This is a genomic window from Sphingomonas oleivorans (assembly GCF_003050615.1).
Taxonomy (GTDB): Bacteria; Pseudomonadota; Alphaproteobacteria; order Sphingomonadales; family Sphingomonadaceae; genus Sphingomonas_H; species Sphingomonas_H oleivorans.
In genome coordinates this window covers 1-16,564 of record NZ_NWBU01000018.1, presented here as the reverse complement: position 1 = coordinate 16,564, position 16,564 = coordinate 1, and the positions used below count along the sequence as shown (strand labels likewise).

General features: G+C 64.7%; 15 protein-coding genes, 1 tRNA gene and 4 pseudogenes. 9 read left to right on the top strand and 11 right to left on the bottom strand.

All coding sequences use genetic code 11. From position 1 onward, the window contains the following. Position 1: 1 nt before the first annotated feature. From CLG96_RS17360 to pgi, 3 genes are all read right to left on the bottom strand, one after another. Positions 2 to 1,273: an SAM-dependent methyltransferase gene (locus tag CLG96_RS17360; protein ID WP_107969932.1), complete on the bottom strand. Its 1,272-nt coding sequence runs from the start codon at positions 1,271 to 1,273 to the stop codon at positions 2 to 4. A gap of 66 nt (positions 1,274 to 1,339) precedes the next feature. Further along, a complete protein-coding gene (gene gorA, locus CLG96_RS17355; protein WP_107969929.1) occupies positions 1,340 to 2,686 on the bottom strand; it encodes a glutathione-disulfide reductase in 1,347 nt (448 codons plus the stop codon). Between the two features lie 135 nt (positions 2,687 to 2,821). Further along, complete coding sequence (pgi, locus tag CLG96_RS17350) at positions 2,822 to 4,324, bottom strand: glucose-6-phosphate isomerase (protein WP_107969927.1); 1,503 nt, start codon at positions 4,322 to 4,324, stop codon at positions 2,822 to 2,824. Positions 4,325 to 4,628: 304 nt separating this feature from the next. Here pgi and lepB point away from each other — a divergent pair, with 304 nt between their 5' ends. The 3 genes from lepB to era all read left to right on the top strand — a co-directional run bounded on the left by lepB (position 4,629) and on the right by era (position 7,207). Next, positions 4,629 to 5,363 carry a signal peptidase I gene (gene lepB, locus CLG96_RS17345; RefSeq protein WP_243395866.1) on the top strand — a complete coding sequence of 245 codons (735 nt, stop codon included), beginning with the start codon at positions 4,629 to 4,631 and terminating at the stop codon, positions 5,361 to 5,363. 282 nt (positions 5,364 to 5,645) lie between these two features. Then, positions 5,646 to 6,317 (top strand): ribonuclease III, encoded by a 672-nt coding sequence (gene rnc, locus CLG96_RS17340; protein WP_107969923.1) that lies wholly within the window; start codon positions 5,646 to 5,648, stop codon positions 6,315 to 6,317. Next, entirely contained in the window at positions 6,314 to 7,207 is an 894-nt protein-coding gene (gene era / locus CLG96_RS17335; RefSeq protein WP_107969921.1) for a GTPase Era, read from the top strand. The genes rnc and era overlap by 4 nt, the downstream gene beginning before the upstream one ends. Here era and CLG96_RS17330 read toward each other — a convergent pair. Beyond that, entirely contained in the window at positions 7,174 to 7,905 is a 732-nt protein-coding gene (locus CLG96_RS17330; RefSeq protein WP_107970283.1) for an NAD-dependent deacylase, read from the bottom strand. The genes era and CLG96_RS17330 overlap by 34 nt on opposite strands. Positions 7,906 to 7,946: 41 nt before the next feature. Here CLG96_RS17330 and dapB point away from each other — a divergent pair, with 41 nt between their 5' ends. The 5 genes from dapB (at position 7,947) to CLG96_RS17305 (ending at position 10,889) form a co-directional block, all read left to right on the top strand. Continuing rightward, positions 7,947 to 8,678: a 4-hydroxy-tetrahydrodipicolinate reductase gene (gene dapB / locus CLG96_RS17325; RefSeq protein WP_107969919.1), complete on the top strand. Its 732-nt coding sequence runs from the start codon at positions 7,947 to 7,949 to the stop codon at positions 8,676 to 8,678. Continuing rightward, on the top strand, positions 8,675 to 9,355 hold the full coding sequence (gene nth / locus CLG96_RS17320) for an endonuclease III (RefSeq protein ID WP_107969917.1): 681 nt from the start codon (positions 8,675 to 8,677) through the stop codon (positions 9,353 to 9,355). Before dapB ends, nth begins: the two co-directional genes overlap by 4 nt. Positions 9,356 to 9,378: 23 nt before the next feature. Then, positions 9,379 to 9,783 carry a hypothetical protein gene (locus CLG96_RS17315; RefSeq protein ID WP_107969914.1) on the top strand — a complete coding sequence of 135 codons (405 nt, stop codon included), beginning with the start codon at positions 9,379 to 9,381 and terminating at the stop codon, positions 9,781 to 9,783. Between the two features lie 62 nt (positions 9,784 to 9,845). After that, positions 9,846 to 9,922 (top strand) — tRNA-Arg (locus CLG96_RS17310). A gap of 463 nt (positions 9,923 to 10,385) precedes the next feature. Next, entirely contained in the window at positions 10,386 to 10,889 is a 504-nt protein-coding gene (locus CLG96_RS17305) for a DUF4262 domain-containing protein (protein ID WP_107969912.1), read from the top strand. A gap of 27 nt (positions 10,890 to 10,916) precedes the next feature. Here the strand turns inward: CLG96_RS17305 and CLG96_RS17300 are convergent. Further along, positions 10,917 to 11,123 (bottom strand): annotated as a pseudogene (locus tag CLG96_RS17300) (transposase domain-containing protein); the annotation flags it as partial. 80 nt (positions 11,124 to 11,203) lie between these two features. Between CLG96_RS17300 and CLG96_RS17295 the strand changes: the two are divergent. Next, positions 11,204 to 12,082: an IS110 family transposase gene (locus tag CLG96_RS17295; RefSeq protein ID WP_107970281.1), complete on the top strand. Its 879-nt coding sequence runs from the start codon at positions 11,204 to 11,206 to the stop codon at positions 12,080 to 12,082. Between the two features lie 7 nt (positions 12,083 to 12,089). On the opposite strand, the pseudogene CLG96_RS19275 reads toward CLG96_RS17295, so the two are convergent. From CLG96_RS19275 to CLG96_RS18530, 6 genes and pseudogenes are all read right to left on the bottom strand, one after another. Further along, positions 12,090 to 12,419, bottom strand: a pseudogene (locus CLG96_RS19275) (IS110 family transposase); the annotation flags it as partial. A gap of 188 nt (positions 12,420 to 12,607) precedes the next feature. After that, positions 12,608 to 12,727: pseudogene (locus tag CLG96_RS17285) on the bottom strand (IS5/IS1182 family transposase); the annotation flags it as partial. Between the two features lie 70 nt (positions 12,728 to 12,797). After that, a complete protein-coding gene (gene istB, locus CLG96_RS17280; RefSeq protein ID WP_107969910.1) occupies positions 12,798 to 13,658 on the bottom strand; it encodes an IS21-like element helper ATPase IstB in 861 nt (286 codons plus the stop codon). After that, a complete protein-coding gene (istA, locus tag CLG96_RS17275) occupies positions 13,655 to 14,914 on the bottom strand; it encodes an IS21 family transposase (protein ID WP_107969908.1) in 1,260 nt (419 codons plus the stop codon). Before istA ends, istB begins: the two co-directional genes overlap by 4 nt. A gap of 151 nt (positions 14,915 to 15,065) precedes the next feature. Continuing rightward, positions 15,066 to 15,712, bottom strand: a pseudogene (locus CLG96_RS19270) (IS5 family transposase); the annotation flags it as partial. Between the two features lie 80 nt (positions 15,713 to 15,792). After that, on the bottom strand, positions 15,793 to 16,341 hold the full coding sequence (locus CLG96_RS18530) for a hypothetical protein (protein WP_133175418.1): 549 nt from the start codon (positions 16,339 to 16,341) through the stop codon (positions 15,793 to 15,795). Positions 16,342 to 16,564 lie beyond the last annotated feature (223 nt).

Genomic DNA, 16,564 nt, shown 5'->3' with positions numbered 1-16,564 from the left:
CTCAGCGCTTCACCAGCGTCACCTGCGCGACATCGATCCCGCCGCCGCGAAAGCCGCCCTCGCAATACATCAGATAATATCGCCACAGCTTCACGAAGCGCTCGTCGAATCCGGCGGGCAGCCGCTCCTCCGCCACCGCCGCATCGAAGCGTGCGCGCCAGCGCCGCAGCGTCTCGGCATAATGAAGCCCGAAGCCCCGCCGGTCGCGCCAATGCAGGCCTGCCTTCTCCGCCGCCGCGCGGAAGCGGCTTTCGGAAATCAGCATCCCGCCCGGAAAGATATAGGTCTGGATGAAGTCCGCATTGGCGGCATAGCCGGCGAATATCGCGTCATCGATCGTGATATATTGGATCGCCGCCCGCCCGCCGGGCTTCAGCACGCGCGCGATCGCGGCCATATAGTCCGGCCAAAATTCCGCGCCCACCGCCTCGACCATCTCGACGCTCGCCACGCCGTCGAACATGCCCGTCACATCGCGATAGTCGGTCAGCAGGATCCGCGCCCGCTCGCTTAAGCCCGCCGCCGCGATCCGCGCATCGGCAAATTGCTTCTGCTCAGCCGATAGCGTGATGCCCGTCACGTCCAGCCGGCGTTGCGCGGCGCGCTCGGCCAGCCCGCCCCAGCCGCAGCCAATCTCCAGCAGCCGCTCGCCCGGCCCGAGCGCCAGCCGATCGAGCAGCGCGTCGATCTTGCGCGCCTGCGCCGCCTCCAGCGGCTCCGCCCGATCCCTGGAATCGGTGAAGAGCGCGCTCGAATAGGTCATCGTGCGGTCGAGCCAAGCGGCGTAGAAATCATTGCCCAGATCATAATGGAAGGCGATGTTCCGCCGCGCGCCCCGCCGGTCGTTGCGCCGCAGCAAATGGCCGAGATGATTGACGAGCCGCCCGATCCCGCGCGCGCGTCCCGCATTGCCCAGCCCATGGCGGTTGCGCATGAACAGGTCGAACAGCGGCACCGGATCGGGGCTCGCCCATTCCCCTTCCGCCCAGCCGCGATACCAGCCGACCGAGCCCGAGCGCATCAGCCGCACGAGCGGCCGCCAGCTCCGCAGTATCACCTCCGCCACCGGCCCGGCGCCGCGCCCGCCCAATATGCGCCGCACCCCGTCCGGCAGGGTAAGCGCGATCATGCCCTCCGCCAGCCCCGCATCGATCCGGTCGAGCAGCTTCCGGAAGCCCGGCGCCATCATCCGTGCGAACAGCCCCGCACCCGTCGCGAATCCGCGATCGGCGGTGACGAGATGCTGTCCCCGGTTCGGCGTCTCGGCGTCCATCGGCGCTACTTCTGCCTGAGCGACGCGAATGGCAAGATGGTGCCTTTTGCGGTCGGCCCGTGCGCCTCAGCGCATCAGCACCAGCTCTTCGGCCATGGACGGATGCAGCGCCACCGTGTCGTCGAACGCCTGCTTGGTGAGCCCTGCCTTCACCGCGACCGCGGCGGCCTGGAGGATCTCCGGCGCATCCGGCCCGATCATGTGGATGCCCAGCACCACCTCCGTCTCGGAATGCACCACCAGCTTGTAGAGCGCGCGCTCATGCCGGTCCGCCAGCACATTCTTCATCGCGCGGAAGTCGGAGGTATAGACCTTGCACGACCCATATTTTTCCCGCGCCTGCGATTCGGTCATGCCCACGCCCGCGAGCGGCGGATGGCTGAACACGGCGGACGGGATGCAGTCATAATCCACCCGGCGCGGCTTGTTGCCGAACAGCGTATCGGCAAAGGCATGGCCCTCGCGGATCGCGACGGGGGTGAGCTGCACCCGGTTGGTCACGTCGCCCACCGCATAGATGCTGTCGCAGGTCGACTTATTGTCCGCATCGACCACCACCGCGCCCTTGTCGTCGAGTGCGACGCCGGCATTCTCCAACCCGAGGCCCGCCGTGTTGGGTCGCCGCCCGGTGGCGAAGAGCAGGAGGTCCGCCGGGATCGGATCATGGTTGGTGACATGCACCATCAGCGATCCGTCCTCCAATTTCTCTACTTTCTCGAACGCGGCATGGAATTTGAAGTCGATGCCCTTCACGGTCGAGATCTGGAGCAGCCTGTCCCGGATCTGCTCGTCATAGCCGCGCAGGATCACGTCGGTGCGGTTGACCAGCGTCACATGGCTGCCGAACTGGTGGAAGATGCCGGCAAACTCATTGGCGATATAGCCCGCGCCTGCGATCACGATGCGCTTCGGCAACGCCTCCAGATGGAACACCTCGTTTGAGGTGATGCCATGCTCGCTGCCCGGGCAATCGGGCACGTCGGGCCAGGCGCCGGTCGCGATCAGGATGATACCCGCCGTCACGGTGCGGCCGCCGGCGAGCTTCACCTCATGCGGCCCCGTCACGGTCGCGCGCTCGGGGATCAGCTCCACTTTGTTGTTCACGAGCGTGGAGTTGTAGATCCCCTCCAGCCGCTCGACCTCGCTCAGCACATTGTCGCGCAGCGCCGGCCAGTCGAACAGGCAATCCGGCACCTGCCAGCCGAAGCGCTTCGCATCCTGCAGATCCTCGGCGAAATGCGCGCCATAGACGAGCAGCTTCTTTGGCACGCAGCCGCGGATGACGCAGGTGCCGCCCACCCTATGTTCTTCGGCCACGGCCACTTTCGCGCCATGCGCGGCGGCGACGCGCGATGCGCGCACGCCCCCCGATCCCGCGCCGATGACGAAAAGATCGTAGTCGTAGCTCGGCATTCGGGCACTCCGTTCCGCAAAAAATCAGCCGTCATGCCGGGGCGGATCCGGCATGACGGCTCTTATCTAGGATCGGCCGGATAAGGAAACCAACGGCTTCTGCCGATCAGCCCGATCGATTCCGTCGAACGCGCGTCAGCCGAATGCGCGTTCGATCAGCACCTGAGTGGAAGGATCGAAGCCGCCCGTCCCCTCGCTTTCGATCGACCTGGCGATCGCCTTGCCCAGCTCCACGCCGAACTGGTCGAACGGATTGATGCCGAGCAGCGCCGCATTGGCGAAGGTGCGATGCTCATAATAAGCGATGAGCGCGCCCAGCCGCGCCGGATCGACGCGATCGAGCAGGATGGTGGTCGAAGGCCGGTCGCCCGGATAGGCGCGCGCCGGATCCTCATTGGCCTTGCCCGCCATCAGCGCCGCGCCCTGCGCGAAGCAGTTGATGAGGAGCGCGCGATGATGCGCCTCGTCCAGCGTGTCGCCCGCCTCGACGGCCGCGATGAACTCCACCGGCACGAGATGCGTGCCCTGGTGGAGCAGCTGGAACACGGCATGCTGCGCATCGGTGCCCACCCCGCCCCAGGTGATCGGCGCGGACGGGATTTCGAGCGGCTGGCCATCCGCCGTCACGCGTTTGCCGTTCGATTCCATCTCGAGCTGCTGGAGATAGAAGGGCAGCAGCCGCAGCCGCTCGTCATAGGCGAAGACGGCGCGCGTCTCCGCGCCCTTCACCACCGCATAATGAAGATCGACGAAGGCGCCGAGCAGCGGCAGATTCCTGGCCGGCTCGGTCAGCCGGAAATGGCGGTCCATCGCGGCCGCGCCCTCCAGCATCGTCTCGAACGCTTCCCAGCCTAAGCCCAGCGCCGCCGGAAAGCCGATCGACGACCAGAGCGAATAGCGCCCGCCGACCGATTCCGCGAAGGGAAGGACACGCGTCTCGTCCACGCCCCATTCGATCGCCTTTTCGGGTGCGGCGGTCAGCGCTACCACCTGCGCATAGGGATCCTCGACGCCATTTTCGGTCATCCAGGCGATCGCGCTGCGCGCGTTCAGCATCGTCTCGGTGGTGGTGAAGGTCTTGGACGCGATCACCAGCAGCGTCGCCGCCGGATCGAAGCGCAGGAACACCTGCTCCAGCGCCTCGCCATCGACATTGGAGACGATCGCCACCTCATAACGGTCCACATCGCGGCCCAGCGCGTCCATCAGCAGGTCCGGCCCCAGCGCGGATCCGCCGATGCCGATATGCAGCACATGGCGGATCGGCCCCAGCGCCTCCGCCTCGATCGCGTCGATCAGCGCGCGCATCCGGGCGTGGAAGCCCTTGGCCCGGGCGACGCTTTCCGGCGCTCCCTGCCCACGCTCGGCCGGATGCTCGGCGGCGCGGCCTTCCGTATTGTTGACGAGCTTGCCGGCAAACAGCGCCTCGCGCTTGCCCGCAAAATCCTGCGCCTCGGCCAGCGCCACATAGGCGTCGATCAACTCGGCGGAGAGATGCGTCTTCGAATAGTCGAAGCGGATGCCGGCCTCGTCGAAAGCGAGCCGGGACAGCCGATCCGGTTCCTGGTCGAACAACGTGACAAGCGGCGTCGCCGCCACCGCCCTGATCTTCGCCCAAGCCGCTGCGCTGTCGCCCATGAACCGAATCTCCCCTAATTGATCCTCGGCCCGACTTTTAGGCCGCCCGGCACAAGGCCACCAGAAGCTAAATTTCCCCTGCCGGAGCAGCACCTCCTCCCCTTCCACCTCCGCCCTCCCTTCCACCTCCGCAGGGGCGACGATTGAGGGCCCAACCACCTCCCCTTGACTCCGCCGCCCCACAGCAGGGACCATCCCGCAAATGGCCCAGCCCCGCTCCCGCCCGGCCCGCCGCCGCTCCGCCGCCAGCGAAGGGCCCTGGGCGACGCTGCGTTTCCTCGTCGGGCTCGCGATCCTCGCCTTCATGCTGCGCAGCTTCGTCATCGCCACTTTCGTCATCCCGTCGGAATCGATGCTGCCCCGGCTGCTGGTCGGCGATTATCTGTTCGTCGCCAAATGGCCCTATGGCTATTCGCGCTACAGCCTCGTCCATGGCGTCCTGCCCTTCCATGGCCGCATCTTCGGCAGGCTGCCCGAACGCGGCGACGTGGTGGTGTTCAAGGCGCCGCCTGCCGCGCGGGAGGATTATATCAAACGGGTGATCGGCCTTCCGGGGGACAGCGTGCGCATGGCGGGCGGGCGGCTGGTGCTGAATGGCGAGCGCGTGCCCAGGCTGCGCGTCGCCGATCTGCTCGTCCCCGTCAGCCCCAACAGCCCCTGCGATCCTCTCCCCGGCGCCGCGATGGAGGCGGAGCGCCAGCCCGACGGCAGCCTCGCCTGCCGCTATCCGCGCTATCGCGAGACATTGCCGGGCAGCCGCAGCTATGATGTGCTCGATCTGGCGGATGTGGCGGTGGACGACACGCGCGAGTTCGTCGTGCCGCCGGGCCATCTTTTCCTGATGGGCGACAATCGCGATCGTTCGGCCGACAGCCGTTTCCCCGCCGAGGAAAGCGGCGGCATCGGTTTCGTGCCGGTCGAAAATCTGGTCGGCCGGGCAAGCGTCACCATCTTCTCCACCGACGGCTCGGCCCGCCTGCTCGATCCGATGAGCTGGCTCCGCGCCACGCGCTGGGACCGGATCGGAGAGCGTTTCTGATCCTCCCGGAGCGTTTTCCGCTCGACCGCACTCAGCCCGAGCGCGGCGATGCGATGCGGGACCTTTGCACAACCCCTTCCGTCATGCCGAACCTGTCTCGGCATCCACGCATCATCCGCACCGTCATAGGGGCTTCGGGCTGGCCCCTGAAACAAGTTCAGGATGACGATGAACCTATATAGATGAACCTATACAGGGGTCCCGCAATGCAGACACCGTTCCCCAACAAAAGCCGGAACGACATGGTTCACGTTTTCCGGCCGACGCGCTAGGGGCTGGCCGATGACATCTCCCAATTCCCTCGCCTCATGGGTCGCGACCGCGCTCGGCCATAGTCCTGCCGATCCTGCGCTCTTCTCGCGCGCGCTCACCCATGCCAGCCATGGCGCGGCCGATTATGAACGGCTCGAATTTCTCGGCGATCGCGTGCTGGGCGTGATCGCGGCCGCCTGGCTCTACCGCCTCTTTCCGGACGAGCCCGAGGGCAAGCTGTCGCGCCGCTACAATGCGATTGTCAGCCGCGAAAGCTGCGCCGAGGTCGGCCGCCAGATCGGCGTGCCGCAGCAGCTCCGCCTCGGCAAGCAGGCGCGCGACGATGGCGCGGTCCATTCGGGCAATGTCGTCGGCGACGCGGTCGAGGCGCTGATCGGCGCGCTATTCCTCGAAGGCGGGCTGCCCGCGGCCGAGGCCTTCGTCCATCGTGCCTGGGCCGATCTCGTCACCCGCCAGGCGAACGCGCCCAAGCATCCCAAATCCGCGCTGCAGGAATGGGCCGCCGCGCATCAGGCGCGCCCGCCCGTCTATACGCTCATCGGCCGGGCCGGGCCCCACCATGCGCCGCGCTTCACCGTCACCGTCTCGATCCCCGGCCGGGCCGAGGCGCAGGCGGAGGGCGCATCGAAGCAGGAAGCCGAAACCGCCGCCGCCCAGGCGCTTCTGGAGAAGATCAAATGACCGAACGCTGTGGCCTCGTGGCGATCGTCGGCGCGCCCAATGCGGGCAAGTCCACCCTCGTCAACGCGCTCGTCGGCCAGAAGGTCGCGATCGTCAGCCCCAAGGCGCAGACGACCCGCGTCCGCCTGATGGGCATCGCGCTCGAAGGCGAAAGCCAGATCCTGCTCGTCGATACGCCCGGCATATTCGAGGCGAAGCGCCGTCTCGACCGCGCCATGGTCGCCGCCGCCTGGGGCGGCACGACGGACGCCGATCTGATCGCACTGGTGATCGATGCCAAGACGGGTCTCACCGGCCGTGTGGAGGCTCTGGTCGAGACGCTGACTGCCCGTAAAGAAGGCAAGATCGTCGTCCTCAACAAGGTCGATGTCACGCCCAAGGAAAAGCTGCTGGAACTCGCCACACGGCTTAACGCGCTGCTCAGCCCCGAAGCCATCTTCATGATTTCCGCCGCCACCGGCGACGGCCTCGCCGATCTCAAGCAGGCGCTCGCCCAGCGCATGCCCGAAGGCCCCTGGCACTTCCCCGAGGATCAGGTCTCCGACGCTACCGATCGCATGCTCGCCGCCGAAGTGACCCGCGAGCAGCTCTATCTCCAGCTCCACGCCGAGCTCCCCTATGCCTCCGCGGTCGAGACGGAAAAATATGAGGAGCGGCGCGACGGATCGGTCGCCATCCACCAGCAGATCCTCGTCGCCCGCGATACGCAGAAGGCCATCGTCCTCGGCAAGCGCGGCGCCCGCCTCAAGGAGATCGGCTCGAAGGCGCGCGAGGAACTGGCCGAGCTGCTCGGCCGCAAGGTCCACCTCTTCCTTCACGTCAAGGTCAAGCCCGACTGGGAGGAGGATCGCGGCCTCTATCGCGAGATCGGCCTCGACTGGGTGGATTGAGCGAGCAGCTCCTCCACCCAGTCCGGCACCAGCTTCGATGCCGGCCCCAGCCGCGTCTCGTCGAAGAAGATGCTGCCCGCCGAAGGATCGAGATTGAGCTCCAGCGTCTCCGCGCCATAATGGCGCGCGCTCTGCACGAAACCCGCCGCCGGATAGACCGCGCCGGACGTGCCGATCGAGACGAACAGATCCGCCTCCGCCACCGCCTCCTCGATCCGCTCCATCCCATAGGGCATCTCGCCGAACCAGACGATGTCGGGCCGGAGCAGCCCCGGCTGCCCGCAGGCCGGGCATGCCGGCCAGTCGCCCAGCGCCCTCTCCCACCGCCGCCGCGCGCCGCAGCCGGTGCACCAGGCGGATTTGAGCTCGCCATGCATATGGAGCAGCCGCCTGGCACCCGCCCGCTCATGCAGGTCGTCGACATTCTGGGTGACGATCAGCAATTCGCCCGGCCAGGCCGCATCGAGCTTCGCCAGCGCGCGATGCGCCGCATTGGGCTCCGCCGTCGCCAGCGCCGCGCGCCGCGCATCATAGAAACGCTGCACCAACGCCGCATCGCGCTCGAACGCTTCCGGCGTGCAGACATCCTCGACGCGATGCCCCTCCCATAGCCCGTCCGGTCCGCGAAAGGTGGCGAGCCCGCTTTCGGCGGAAATGCCCGCGCCGGTCAGCACGACGATGTTGCGGATGTCCTTCACCTCGCCCATGAAGCAGCGCGACGAAGGGACGGCAAGCATATATGACGAAGATCGGGATATTCGGCGCGGATGGACGGATGGGCCGTGCCATCGCGGAAGCAATCATTGACAGCGGTGCAAAGCTGGCCGGCGGCGTCGACCGCGGGGACGATGCGGGCGCGCTCGCCGGCGAGAGTGATGTGCTGGTCGATTTCTCCTCGCCCGAAGCGCTCGTCGGTCATCTGGCGGCGGCGCGATCGGCGGGCGTGCCGATCGTGATCGGCACCACCGGCCTCGCGCCCGAGCATCATGCCATGATCGACGAGGCCGCCACCGCCATTCCGATACTCCAGGCCGCGAATACCTCGCTCGGCGTCAACCTCCTCGCCCATCTCGTCCGCGAGACGGCGGCGCGGCTCGGCGCCGACTGGGATATCGAGATCGTCGAGATGCATCATCGCCACAAGGCGGACGCACCCTCCGGCACGGCGCTGCTCCTCGGCACGGCAGCCGCCGAGGGGCGCGGCGTGGCGCTCGAGGATGTCGCCGATCGCGGCCGCGACGGCATCACCGGGCCGCGCACCGAAGGCGATATCGGCTTTGCGGTGCTGCGCGGCGGATCGGTGGCGGGCGACCATCAGGTCGTCTTCGCGGGCGAAGGCGAACGGCTGGAGCTCGGCCATCGCGCCGAAAGCCGCGCCATCTTCGCCCAGGGCGCGGTCAAGGCCGCGCTATGGCTCGCAGGCCAGCCCGCCGGGCGCTATTCCATGGCGGACGTGCTGGGCCTGAAATGAAGAAAGCCGACATCTTCGAATTCTATCGCCGGCTGGCCGAGCGCAACCCTGCGCCCGAGACCGAACTCGAATATGTGAATGCCTATACGCTGCTCGTCGCGGTCGTGCTTTCGGCGCAGGCGACCGATGTCGGCGTCAACAAGGCAACCCGCGCGCTCTTCCGCGAAGTGCAGACGCCGGAGGCGATGGTCGCGCTCGGCGAGGAGGGATTGAAGGAGCATATCAAGACGATCGGCCTGTTCAACAGCAAGGCGAAGAATGTCATCGCCCTGTCGCAGATGCTGATCGCCGAACATGGCAGCGAAGTGCCGCGCGACCGGGCGGCGCTGGAAAGGCTGCCCGGCGTCGGCCGCAAGACCGCGAATGTCGTGCTCAACGTCGCCTTCGGCGAGGAGACGATCGCCGTCGACACGCATATCTTCCGCGTCGCTAATCGCACGGGGCTCGCGCCGGGCAAGGATGTGGTAAAGGTCGAGGAAAAGCTCGAAAAGGTGACGCCCAAGCCCTTCCGCAGCCATGCGCATCACTGGTTAATCCTGCATGGCCGCTATATATGCAAGGCGCGCCGCCCCGAATGCTGGCGCTGCTTCGAGGCGGATCTTTGCGCCTACCGGCCCAAGACCCCGCCGCCGGGCGGCTCCATCCCGACCCAGGACGGCCGCGCGTCCATCGCCTGACGGGCGATAGCGGAGAGAAGCCGATGCCTGTCCTTCACGCCAAGACATTGATGGTCGCGGGCCTCGCCCTCGCCGCCCTTGCGACCGGCGGCGAGGGCGAGGCCCGGAAGGCCAAGGAGCCGCCGCCGATCGTCGCCACCGGCAAACCGGTGGACTGCATCCCGACCAACCAGATTCGCGAGACGCGCGTGCGCGACGATCGCACGATCGACTTCTATATGCGGGGCGGCCGGACCAAGCTCTACCGCAACGTGCTGCCCTATGCATGTTCGGGCCTGGGGTTCGAGGAGCGCTTCCTCTACAAGACCAGCATCAACCAGCTCTGTTCGGTCGACACGATCACCGTGCTGCGGACGCCGCCCGGCGCGGTCCAGGGCCCCACCTGCGGCCTGGGCAAATTCCAGCCGGCGACCGAAGCGAAACGTTGAACGGAAAAGACTGCGCATTTGCCCTAGCCCATCGCGCTTCGCTTTGCTAAGCGCACGGCCAGGCACCCGTAGCTCAGCTGGATAGAGCGCTGCCCTCCGAAGGCAGAGGCCAGGGGTTCGAATCCCTTCGGGTGCGCCACTCAGTCATAACTCATTGATATTCAAGGATACTTCTGCGGGTTGAAAATTCTCCCCGCAGATCCGGGGCTTTGCACCTGCCAGCAATGGCATGGGTAGCCAGAGACACTTCTGGCGGCAGGGATCTCGCCGAATTTGCCGTCTGTCTCAGCTCCCCCAAAAAGTGGCCACCGCATAGTCTGAGCTCGATCGCGATCGAGAAAGTTCGCGACGCGCCCGGCTCCAGTTCAGCCTCCATGTTCCGTCCGTAGTCGGAAGCGAACCCGTCTCCGTCTACGCTGTAAGCGCGTAAGCACGCCTGCTCCCAAGATGAAAACAGCGCCAGGATCTGGCGCTGCACTCAGATATCGAAGCCAATGGCTATGTTAGACGTAAGCGTCCGCTCATCACCGTTGCAGTCGGCCAACTGGCGAGTACGTTCGGTTCTCATTGAGAACAGGTGGCTGTTGGGGCAATGAGGGAGCATGAGAACAGCGCTACAATTTCCGGCTGACACCTTCGATAAGGCCGAGCATGATTTTCTGTCTGTCGTCAGAGACCATGGATGGTTTCACACACGGGTATTCGATGAGAAAGGCGAGAGCCCGGATTTTTCGTATTCGACAGGTTTTACCGTCAACCATGGCTACCCCGAGATAATCCTCTTTTCACTATCGAAGGATGTGTCTCATTCCATTCTGTGGGATTTTTGGCGAGAGATCGAAGCGGGCCATCGACCGCCTGTCGGCAGCAAAGTAGGTGGTATCTTTGGCAACGCAGATGCCGTCCTGCTCCCCGTAGCCAAATCAGCTTATCATGAACACTTGGGCTGGAACCGTTGGTTTTATGGGGGAGACGATTTTGACTGTCTTCAACTGATCTGGCCTGACCGAGGAGGAAAATTCCCTTGGGAAGAAGGTTTTGACAGCAAGTTTGCGGATAGTCAGCCCGATCTTACTGAGGGTGGATGGAAGTTGCATCCGGCTTGAGGAGTCGACCTCTCCGCGATCGTCCGTTTACACGGGTGACGGCACCGACCATTTCCATGGCAGAAGGTCGTCGATCCGGTTGATGGAATGGCCCTTGCCGATGCGGTCGAGCACATCAGCCAGCCAGGCCTGCGGGTTCACATCGTTGAGCTTGGCCGTCTCCAGCAGGGAGTAGATCGCGGCAGCGCGCTCCCCGCCGCAGTCAGCACCCGCGAAGAGCCAGATGAGATGACCATTGCCGGTTGGCAGGTATGCCGGTCGGCGTAGCCTGCCATCTCACGGTCAGTCCCGGCCGTGCAGAATCGGAGGTCGACATGGCAGGCGATTACAACGCATTCGTCGGGCTCGACGTGCATAAGGATACGATCTCGGCGGCGGTCGCGGACGCTGGCCGGGATGGCGAGGTTCGCCTGATCGGCGTCATCCAGAACCAGCCGGAGGCGATCGGCAAACTCGCACGCAAGCTGGCCACCCGGCATGGCCGCGTGGAGTTCGTCTACGAGGCCGGCCCTTGCGGGTATGGTGTCTACCGCCAACTGGTCGGGCTTGGGTTCGACTGCCGCATTGTGGCTCCCAGCCACACGCCGGTTCGGCCCGGTAACCGGCAGAAGAACGACACGCGTGACGCGATGATGCTGGCCCGACTGCTCCGGGCAGGCGAGTTGACCTATGTCTGGGTTCCCGACCCGGTGCATGAGGCCATGCGCGATCTTGTTCGTGCCCGCCACGTTGCCTCGCATGACGTCCGCAAGGCGCGCGTCCTCATCCAGATGTTCCTGCTGAAGCATGGACTGCGCTACGTGGGCAAGTCTTGGTCCTATCGGCACCGGGTCTGGCTAACAGATCGACGGTTCGAGCACCGGGGCCAGCAGATCGCCTTCCAAAGCTACCTCAACCGTCTCGCCCAGGCCGGCAACACCGATATGCGCTCACTCCTGTTCGAGGCAGCGTGGTGCTATCGAACCACGCCGAAGGTCGGTCAGTTCATGACGATGCGCAAAGCCGACGTGCCGCAAGACGCGAAGGATATCGCCTGGAAGGCGCAGCTGCGCCTTAACGGCCGGTATCGCAAGCTGGTCGGGCGCGGTAAGAAGAGCAACGTTGCTGTCACCGCGGTTGCGCGCGAGCTGGTCGGCTTCATGTGGGATCTCGGTCGCCGGTACGAGCCGGCGCCGGGAGCGGCGCCCGCCTGAGCGCGGGGAACCAGCCGGTGCGCATGATGTGGGCGATGCCGAGCGCATCCTTTGCGTCGGTCTTGTTGCGCTGCGCCGACATCGCCGCGCACACATGGCGCGTCTCCAGGCAGACCGCCGGGATGCCGATCTCGAGCAGCCCGGCATGCAGCTATGGCGCCAGCGAACCAGCCTCGTGCCCGGCACGCCTCATGCGTCCGGCATAGGGTGCCAGCGCCTTCGCGATCGCCGCCGGATCGGTCGTCACCGACCGTCCCAGCACCACCTTGCCCTTGTTATCCACCACGCAGATGGCGGTCTCGTCGATCGATACATCAAGGCCTGCGAAGTACTCCATGGCTCGGCTCCTGCACTTCCGTTTCGGAAGCGGGAGCGTCGCGCTGGCGGCAGGCGCGCTGCAACCGTCATGCGGGTCAAGAGCAGCAGGCGTGCTCATCACCGCACCACACAAGTGCCCGCCAAATACCGCGGCACTCCCTCACTCTCCTGCGCTATTCAGAGCGGAATATTAGGGTCGAGACTCGTTCATAACCGGAAGGCTACGGCGGCGGCGAGAGCGACGGCCGACAGGAAGTTGCGGGCGAGCTTGTCGTAACGGGTGGCGACACGGCGGAAGTCTTTGAGGCGGCAGAACATGGTGTCAACGGGCACCGAAGTTTCCGCATTTGTGGGCGCCTAAAATTCCCTTGTCGGCGGATACGGTTGAGTTCGGTGATCAGCCGGCGGATAGATCGGCGACAGCTTTCAGCGGCGGCCGTCCGCGCCGTTTGGGTGCGGGCGGCGGATTGATGTTGGCGATGGTTCGGACGTTTTCGGGTACCAGCGCGGCATGCTCTCGCATGCGATAGCTGGAGCCCTCGATCTGGACGACGACGGCATGGTGAAGCAGCCGATCGAGAAGTGCGGTGGCGACCACGGGATCGCCGAACACGTCACCCCACTCGGCGAAGCCGCGGTTGGAGGTGAGGATCATGGCACCCTTTTCGTAGCGGGCGTTGACGAGCTGGAAGAACAGGTTGCCGCCGCCGGGTGTGACCGGGAGGTATCCGATCTCGTCGACGACGAGCAGCGAGGATCGGCACAGGAACCGGATCTTCTCGCGCAGCGTGCCTTCCCGTTCAGCCTTGGCGAGGATCGCTATGAGATCGGCAAGCGGGATGAAGTAGACGCTCCGACCGGCGCGCACTGCCTCGACCGCGAGCGCCGTGGCGAGATGGCTCTTGCCGGTGCCAGGCGGCCCGAGCAGGTGTACGACCTCGGCGCGGTTGATGAAGTCGAGGCCGGCGAGCGCCATGATGCGGTTGCGATCAAGTGAAGGCTGGAACGAGAAGTCGAAGCCCGCCAGCGTCTTGATGATCGGCAGCCTGGCCATGCGGAGCGCGGCCTTGATGCGGCGGTTCTCGCGCAGCGACAGCTCTTCCGCGAGCAGATCGTCGATCGCCTCGATACCGTCGATCTGACCCTGTTCGATGCGGCGGAGGGTTGCATCGAGCATCTCGAGCGCGCGGGGCATCTTGAGGCTGACGAGGCTGCGACGGATATTGTCGACCCGCGACGATGCGGCTGTCAGCGTCATGGCCGGTCTCCGATCGCGAGCCGCGCGCCGATCGTCTGATAGATCGCAAGCGACCTGTGCGGCACATGGTCACCGATCCGGCCGATGGTGATCCCGCTCGTCGTCGTCGCCTTTCGCTTGGGGTTGCCGCCGGTGCGGTGATTACGATCGATGCGATATTGTTTTCGCCCCTCGAGCACGGGGTGCTCGGCGACGATCGTGCCGCGCTCGAGGATACGGATCAGATCGGGGAGCTGCTGGACCTCGACGATTCGGCGAGTGCGGTCGGGCACGCTGTAGAAGTTGCCGCCGATCGCAACGAAGCCATCATGGCTGACACGCCGCTCGAGCTTCAGCACCGCATCGAAGCGGTGCTCGGGGAGACTCTGCAGCTCGGGCTGCTCGGCCACGAACGCCTCGGCGACGATCCGCTGAGTGGTACCGTGGAGCCGGACATTGGCAACGCTATCGAGCCATTCGACCAACTGAGCATTGAGATCGTCCAGATTGCGGAAGCGGCGGCCGAGGAAGAAGTCCTGGCGGACATAGCTGAACGGCCGCTCGACCTTTCCCTTCGTTTTGGCCCGGTACGGTCGGCAAGCCCTGGGCTGGAAGCGATAATGCTTCGCCAGTGCCAACAGCGAACGGTTGTAAACGATGTGCCCCTGATCGTCCTCGCCGGTCACCGCGGTCTTCATGCGGTCGTAGAGGATTTCGATCGGAACCCCGCCGATCGCGTCGAACGCCTGTATATGGCAGCGCAGCAGTGTCTGCAGATCCTGGTGCAGGACGTAGCGTGCGAACAGGAAGCGCGAGTGGCCGAGGACGAGGCTGAACAGCCAGACGATCCGGCTGGCGCCGGGATCGTCCGTAAAATCGACGACGAAGCGAGCGAAGTCGACCTGCGCCTGCACGCCCGGCGGCGTTTCGAAACGCACCTCGTACGGCTTCGGTCCGGCCTCGGGACGGATCGCCGCGAGATAGCGCTTCACCGCGGTATAGGCGCCGACATAGCCGAGCTCGCGGATCTCGCGGGTCAGCCGCACGGCGCTGAGTTCGGGGAACGCAGTCATGCGCTCGCGCAGGAAGCCGAAGAAGGGCGTCAGCTTGCTCGGCCGCCCGACACTGCGCGGCCCGTAGGCGGGCGCCTCAACGCCGCGCTCGATATATTTGCGCACGGTCTTGGGATCACGCCCCGTACGGCGCGCGATCGCGGTGATCGACATCCCCTGTCGATGCAGCTCCAGAATCATCATCAGTTCTCCAAGTCGGACCATCGATGCCGCCTCCCCGCGAGGAGACCATGGCGTCGATTTCAGCGAAGCCCATTTTGCCGGGGTTAACCCCGGCAAAATGGGCTGGCGGACACGCCAACCAGGGAATTTTCAAAGCCCACAATCAGGGAATTTTGCACGCCCGATGACACATGGCCTCGACACGCCAGCGATCCTTGTATCGGCGCTCGTCATACTGGATGGGACGCTTTCGGTTGCGGCGACCGGGGATCACCGGGATCGTGCCTTGCTCGCGCAGCGCGTCCCGGATGCGATTGGCGTCGTAGCCACGATCGGCGATCAGGCGCTTCATGCCCGCTGCGTCGCCGATCAGCAGGTCGGCACCCTTCACATCGGACGTGTTGCCGGGCGTCAGGACAAGGCGAAGCGGCCGGCCGAGGACATCGACAAGGGCATGGACCTTCGTCGTCCGCCCGCCGCGCGAGATGCCAATGGCATGGGCCCGCGCCCCCCTTTTGCGCCTCCGGCGCAGCGGTGGGCCTTAATGTAACTGCTGTCGATCTGCGCGGTCTCGGCAATCCAGCCTTCCTCGGTCAATGCGGCCAGGATGCGCGTCCAGATGCCCCGCCGGCTCCACCGGTTCCAGCGATTGTAGATCGTCGTTGCGGGACCATAGTCGGAAGGGCAGTCCGCCCAGCGGCCACCGCACTTCAGCATATGGATGATGCCCGAGATCACCCGCCGATCATCGACACGCCGCGCGCCGGGCTAATTATGCGGCAGGTGGGGTTCGATCGCCGCCCAAGCTTCATCCGACAACCAGAACAACGAACGCGACATCGATCAAACCTCCAGTCCCTGCGCAGGTCCGCTGAATCAATGCCAGAGCATGTTTTCAAGACCCTGATTGGGTTTGAACCCTAATGCACCTGATAATCATTGGGAGCCCAGACATTCCAATAAGACATGTCCACTGCCTCAATGACAACTGTGACGGCTGCATAATCCCCTGCCACAATTTTTGTTCTGTCTATGTCCGATTCCTTTTCAGCGCCAACTATCAAGCAATCGTATGTTTGATGGATATGAGCGGAAAAACTTACTAACTCTTGCCATCTCAGCAGAATCCCGTTGGGCTGCGATCGCGCCATGGCAGTGAATTCATCCATACGCATATTGTTTGGTGCGATGCCTACCCCATCAAAATCCAGGATCGACCATACAAAATCAGCCCCACTCAATGGCTCGAGAAAGTTCGACAATTCCCGAATTGAACCATCGGCTCGCAGTGCATCAAACCTAAATTGCCTCATCAGGATATTCCAATGTTTCGGTGGGGCTCCATCTCGGCGTTCCACCCGTGGGATTTGGGAGCGTTCGATGCTGATGCGGACTAGGATGCGTTCCAGGTCGTCCGTGATCAGTGAAATCGATTCTCCTCTTGGGCACGAGATTGCCTGCGTTATCATGGCCCCACTCTAACGCCTGAGTATAGGTCTCCTTTCTGGAACGGGTAAGGAGACGGGGCCATTGCTCAACTTCCCGAAATTCCCCTGAATGAATCGAGCTGCCGCTTGATTATCGAGAAATTGCCCCTGAGGCATACCCGAACTGACCTGCCCCTGAGATTTTCCTCCATTTGGAGCTGGAGTCCGGCCCTTCAGAAGGACGGACGAATGAAGCGTTCACGGT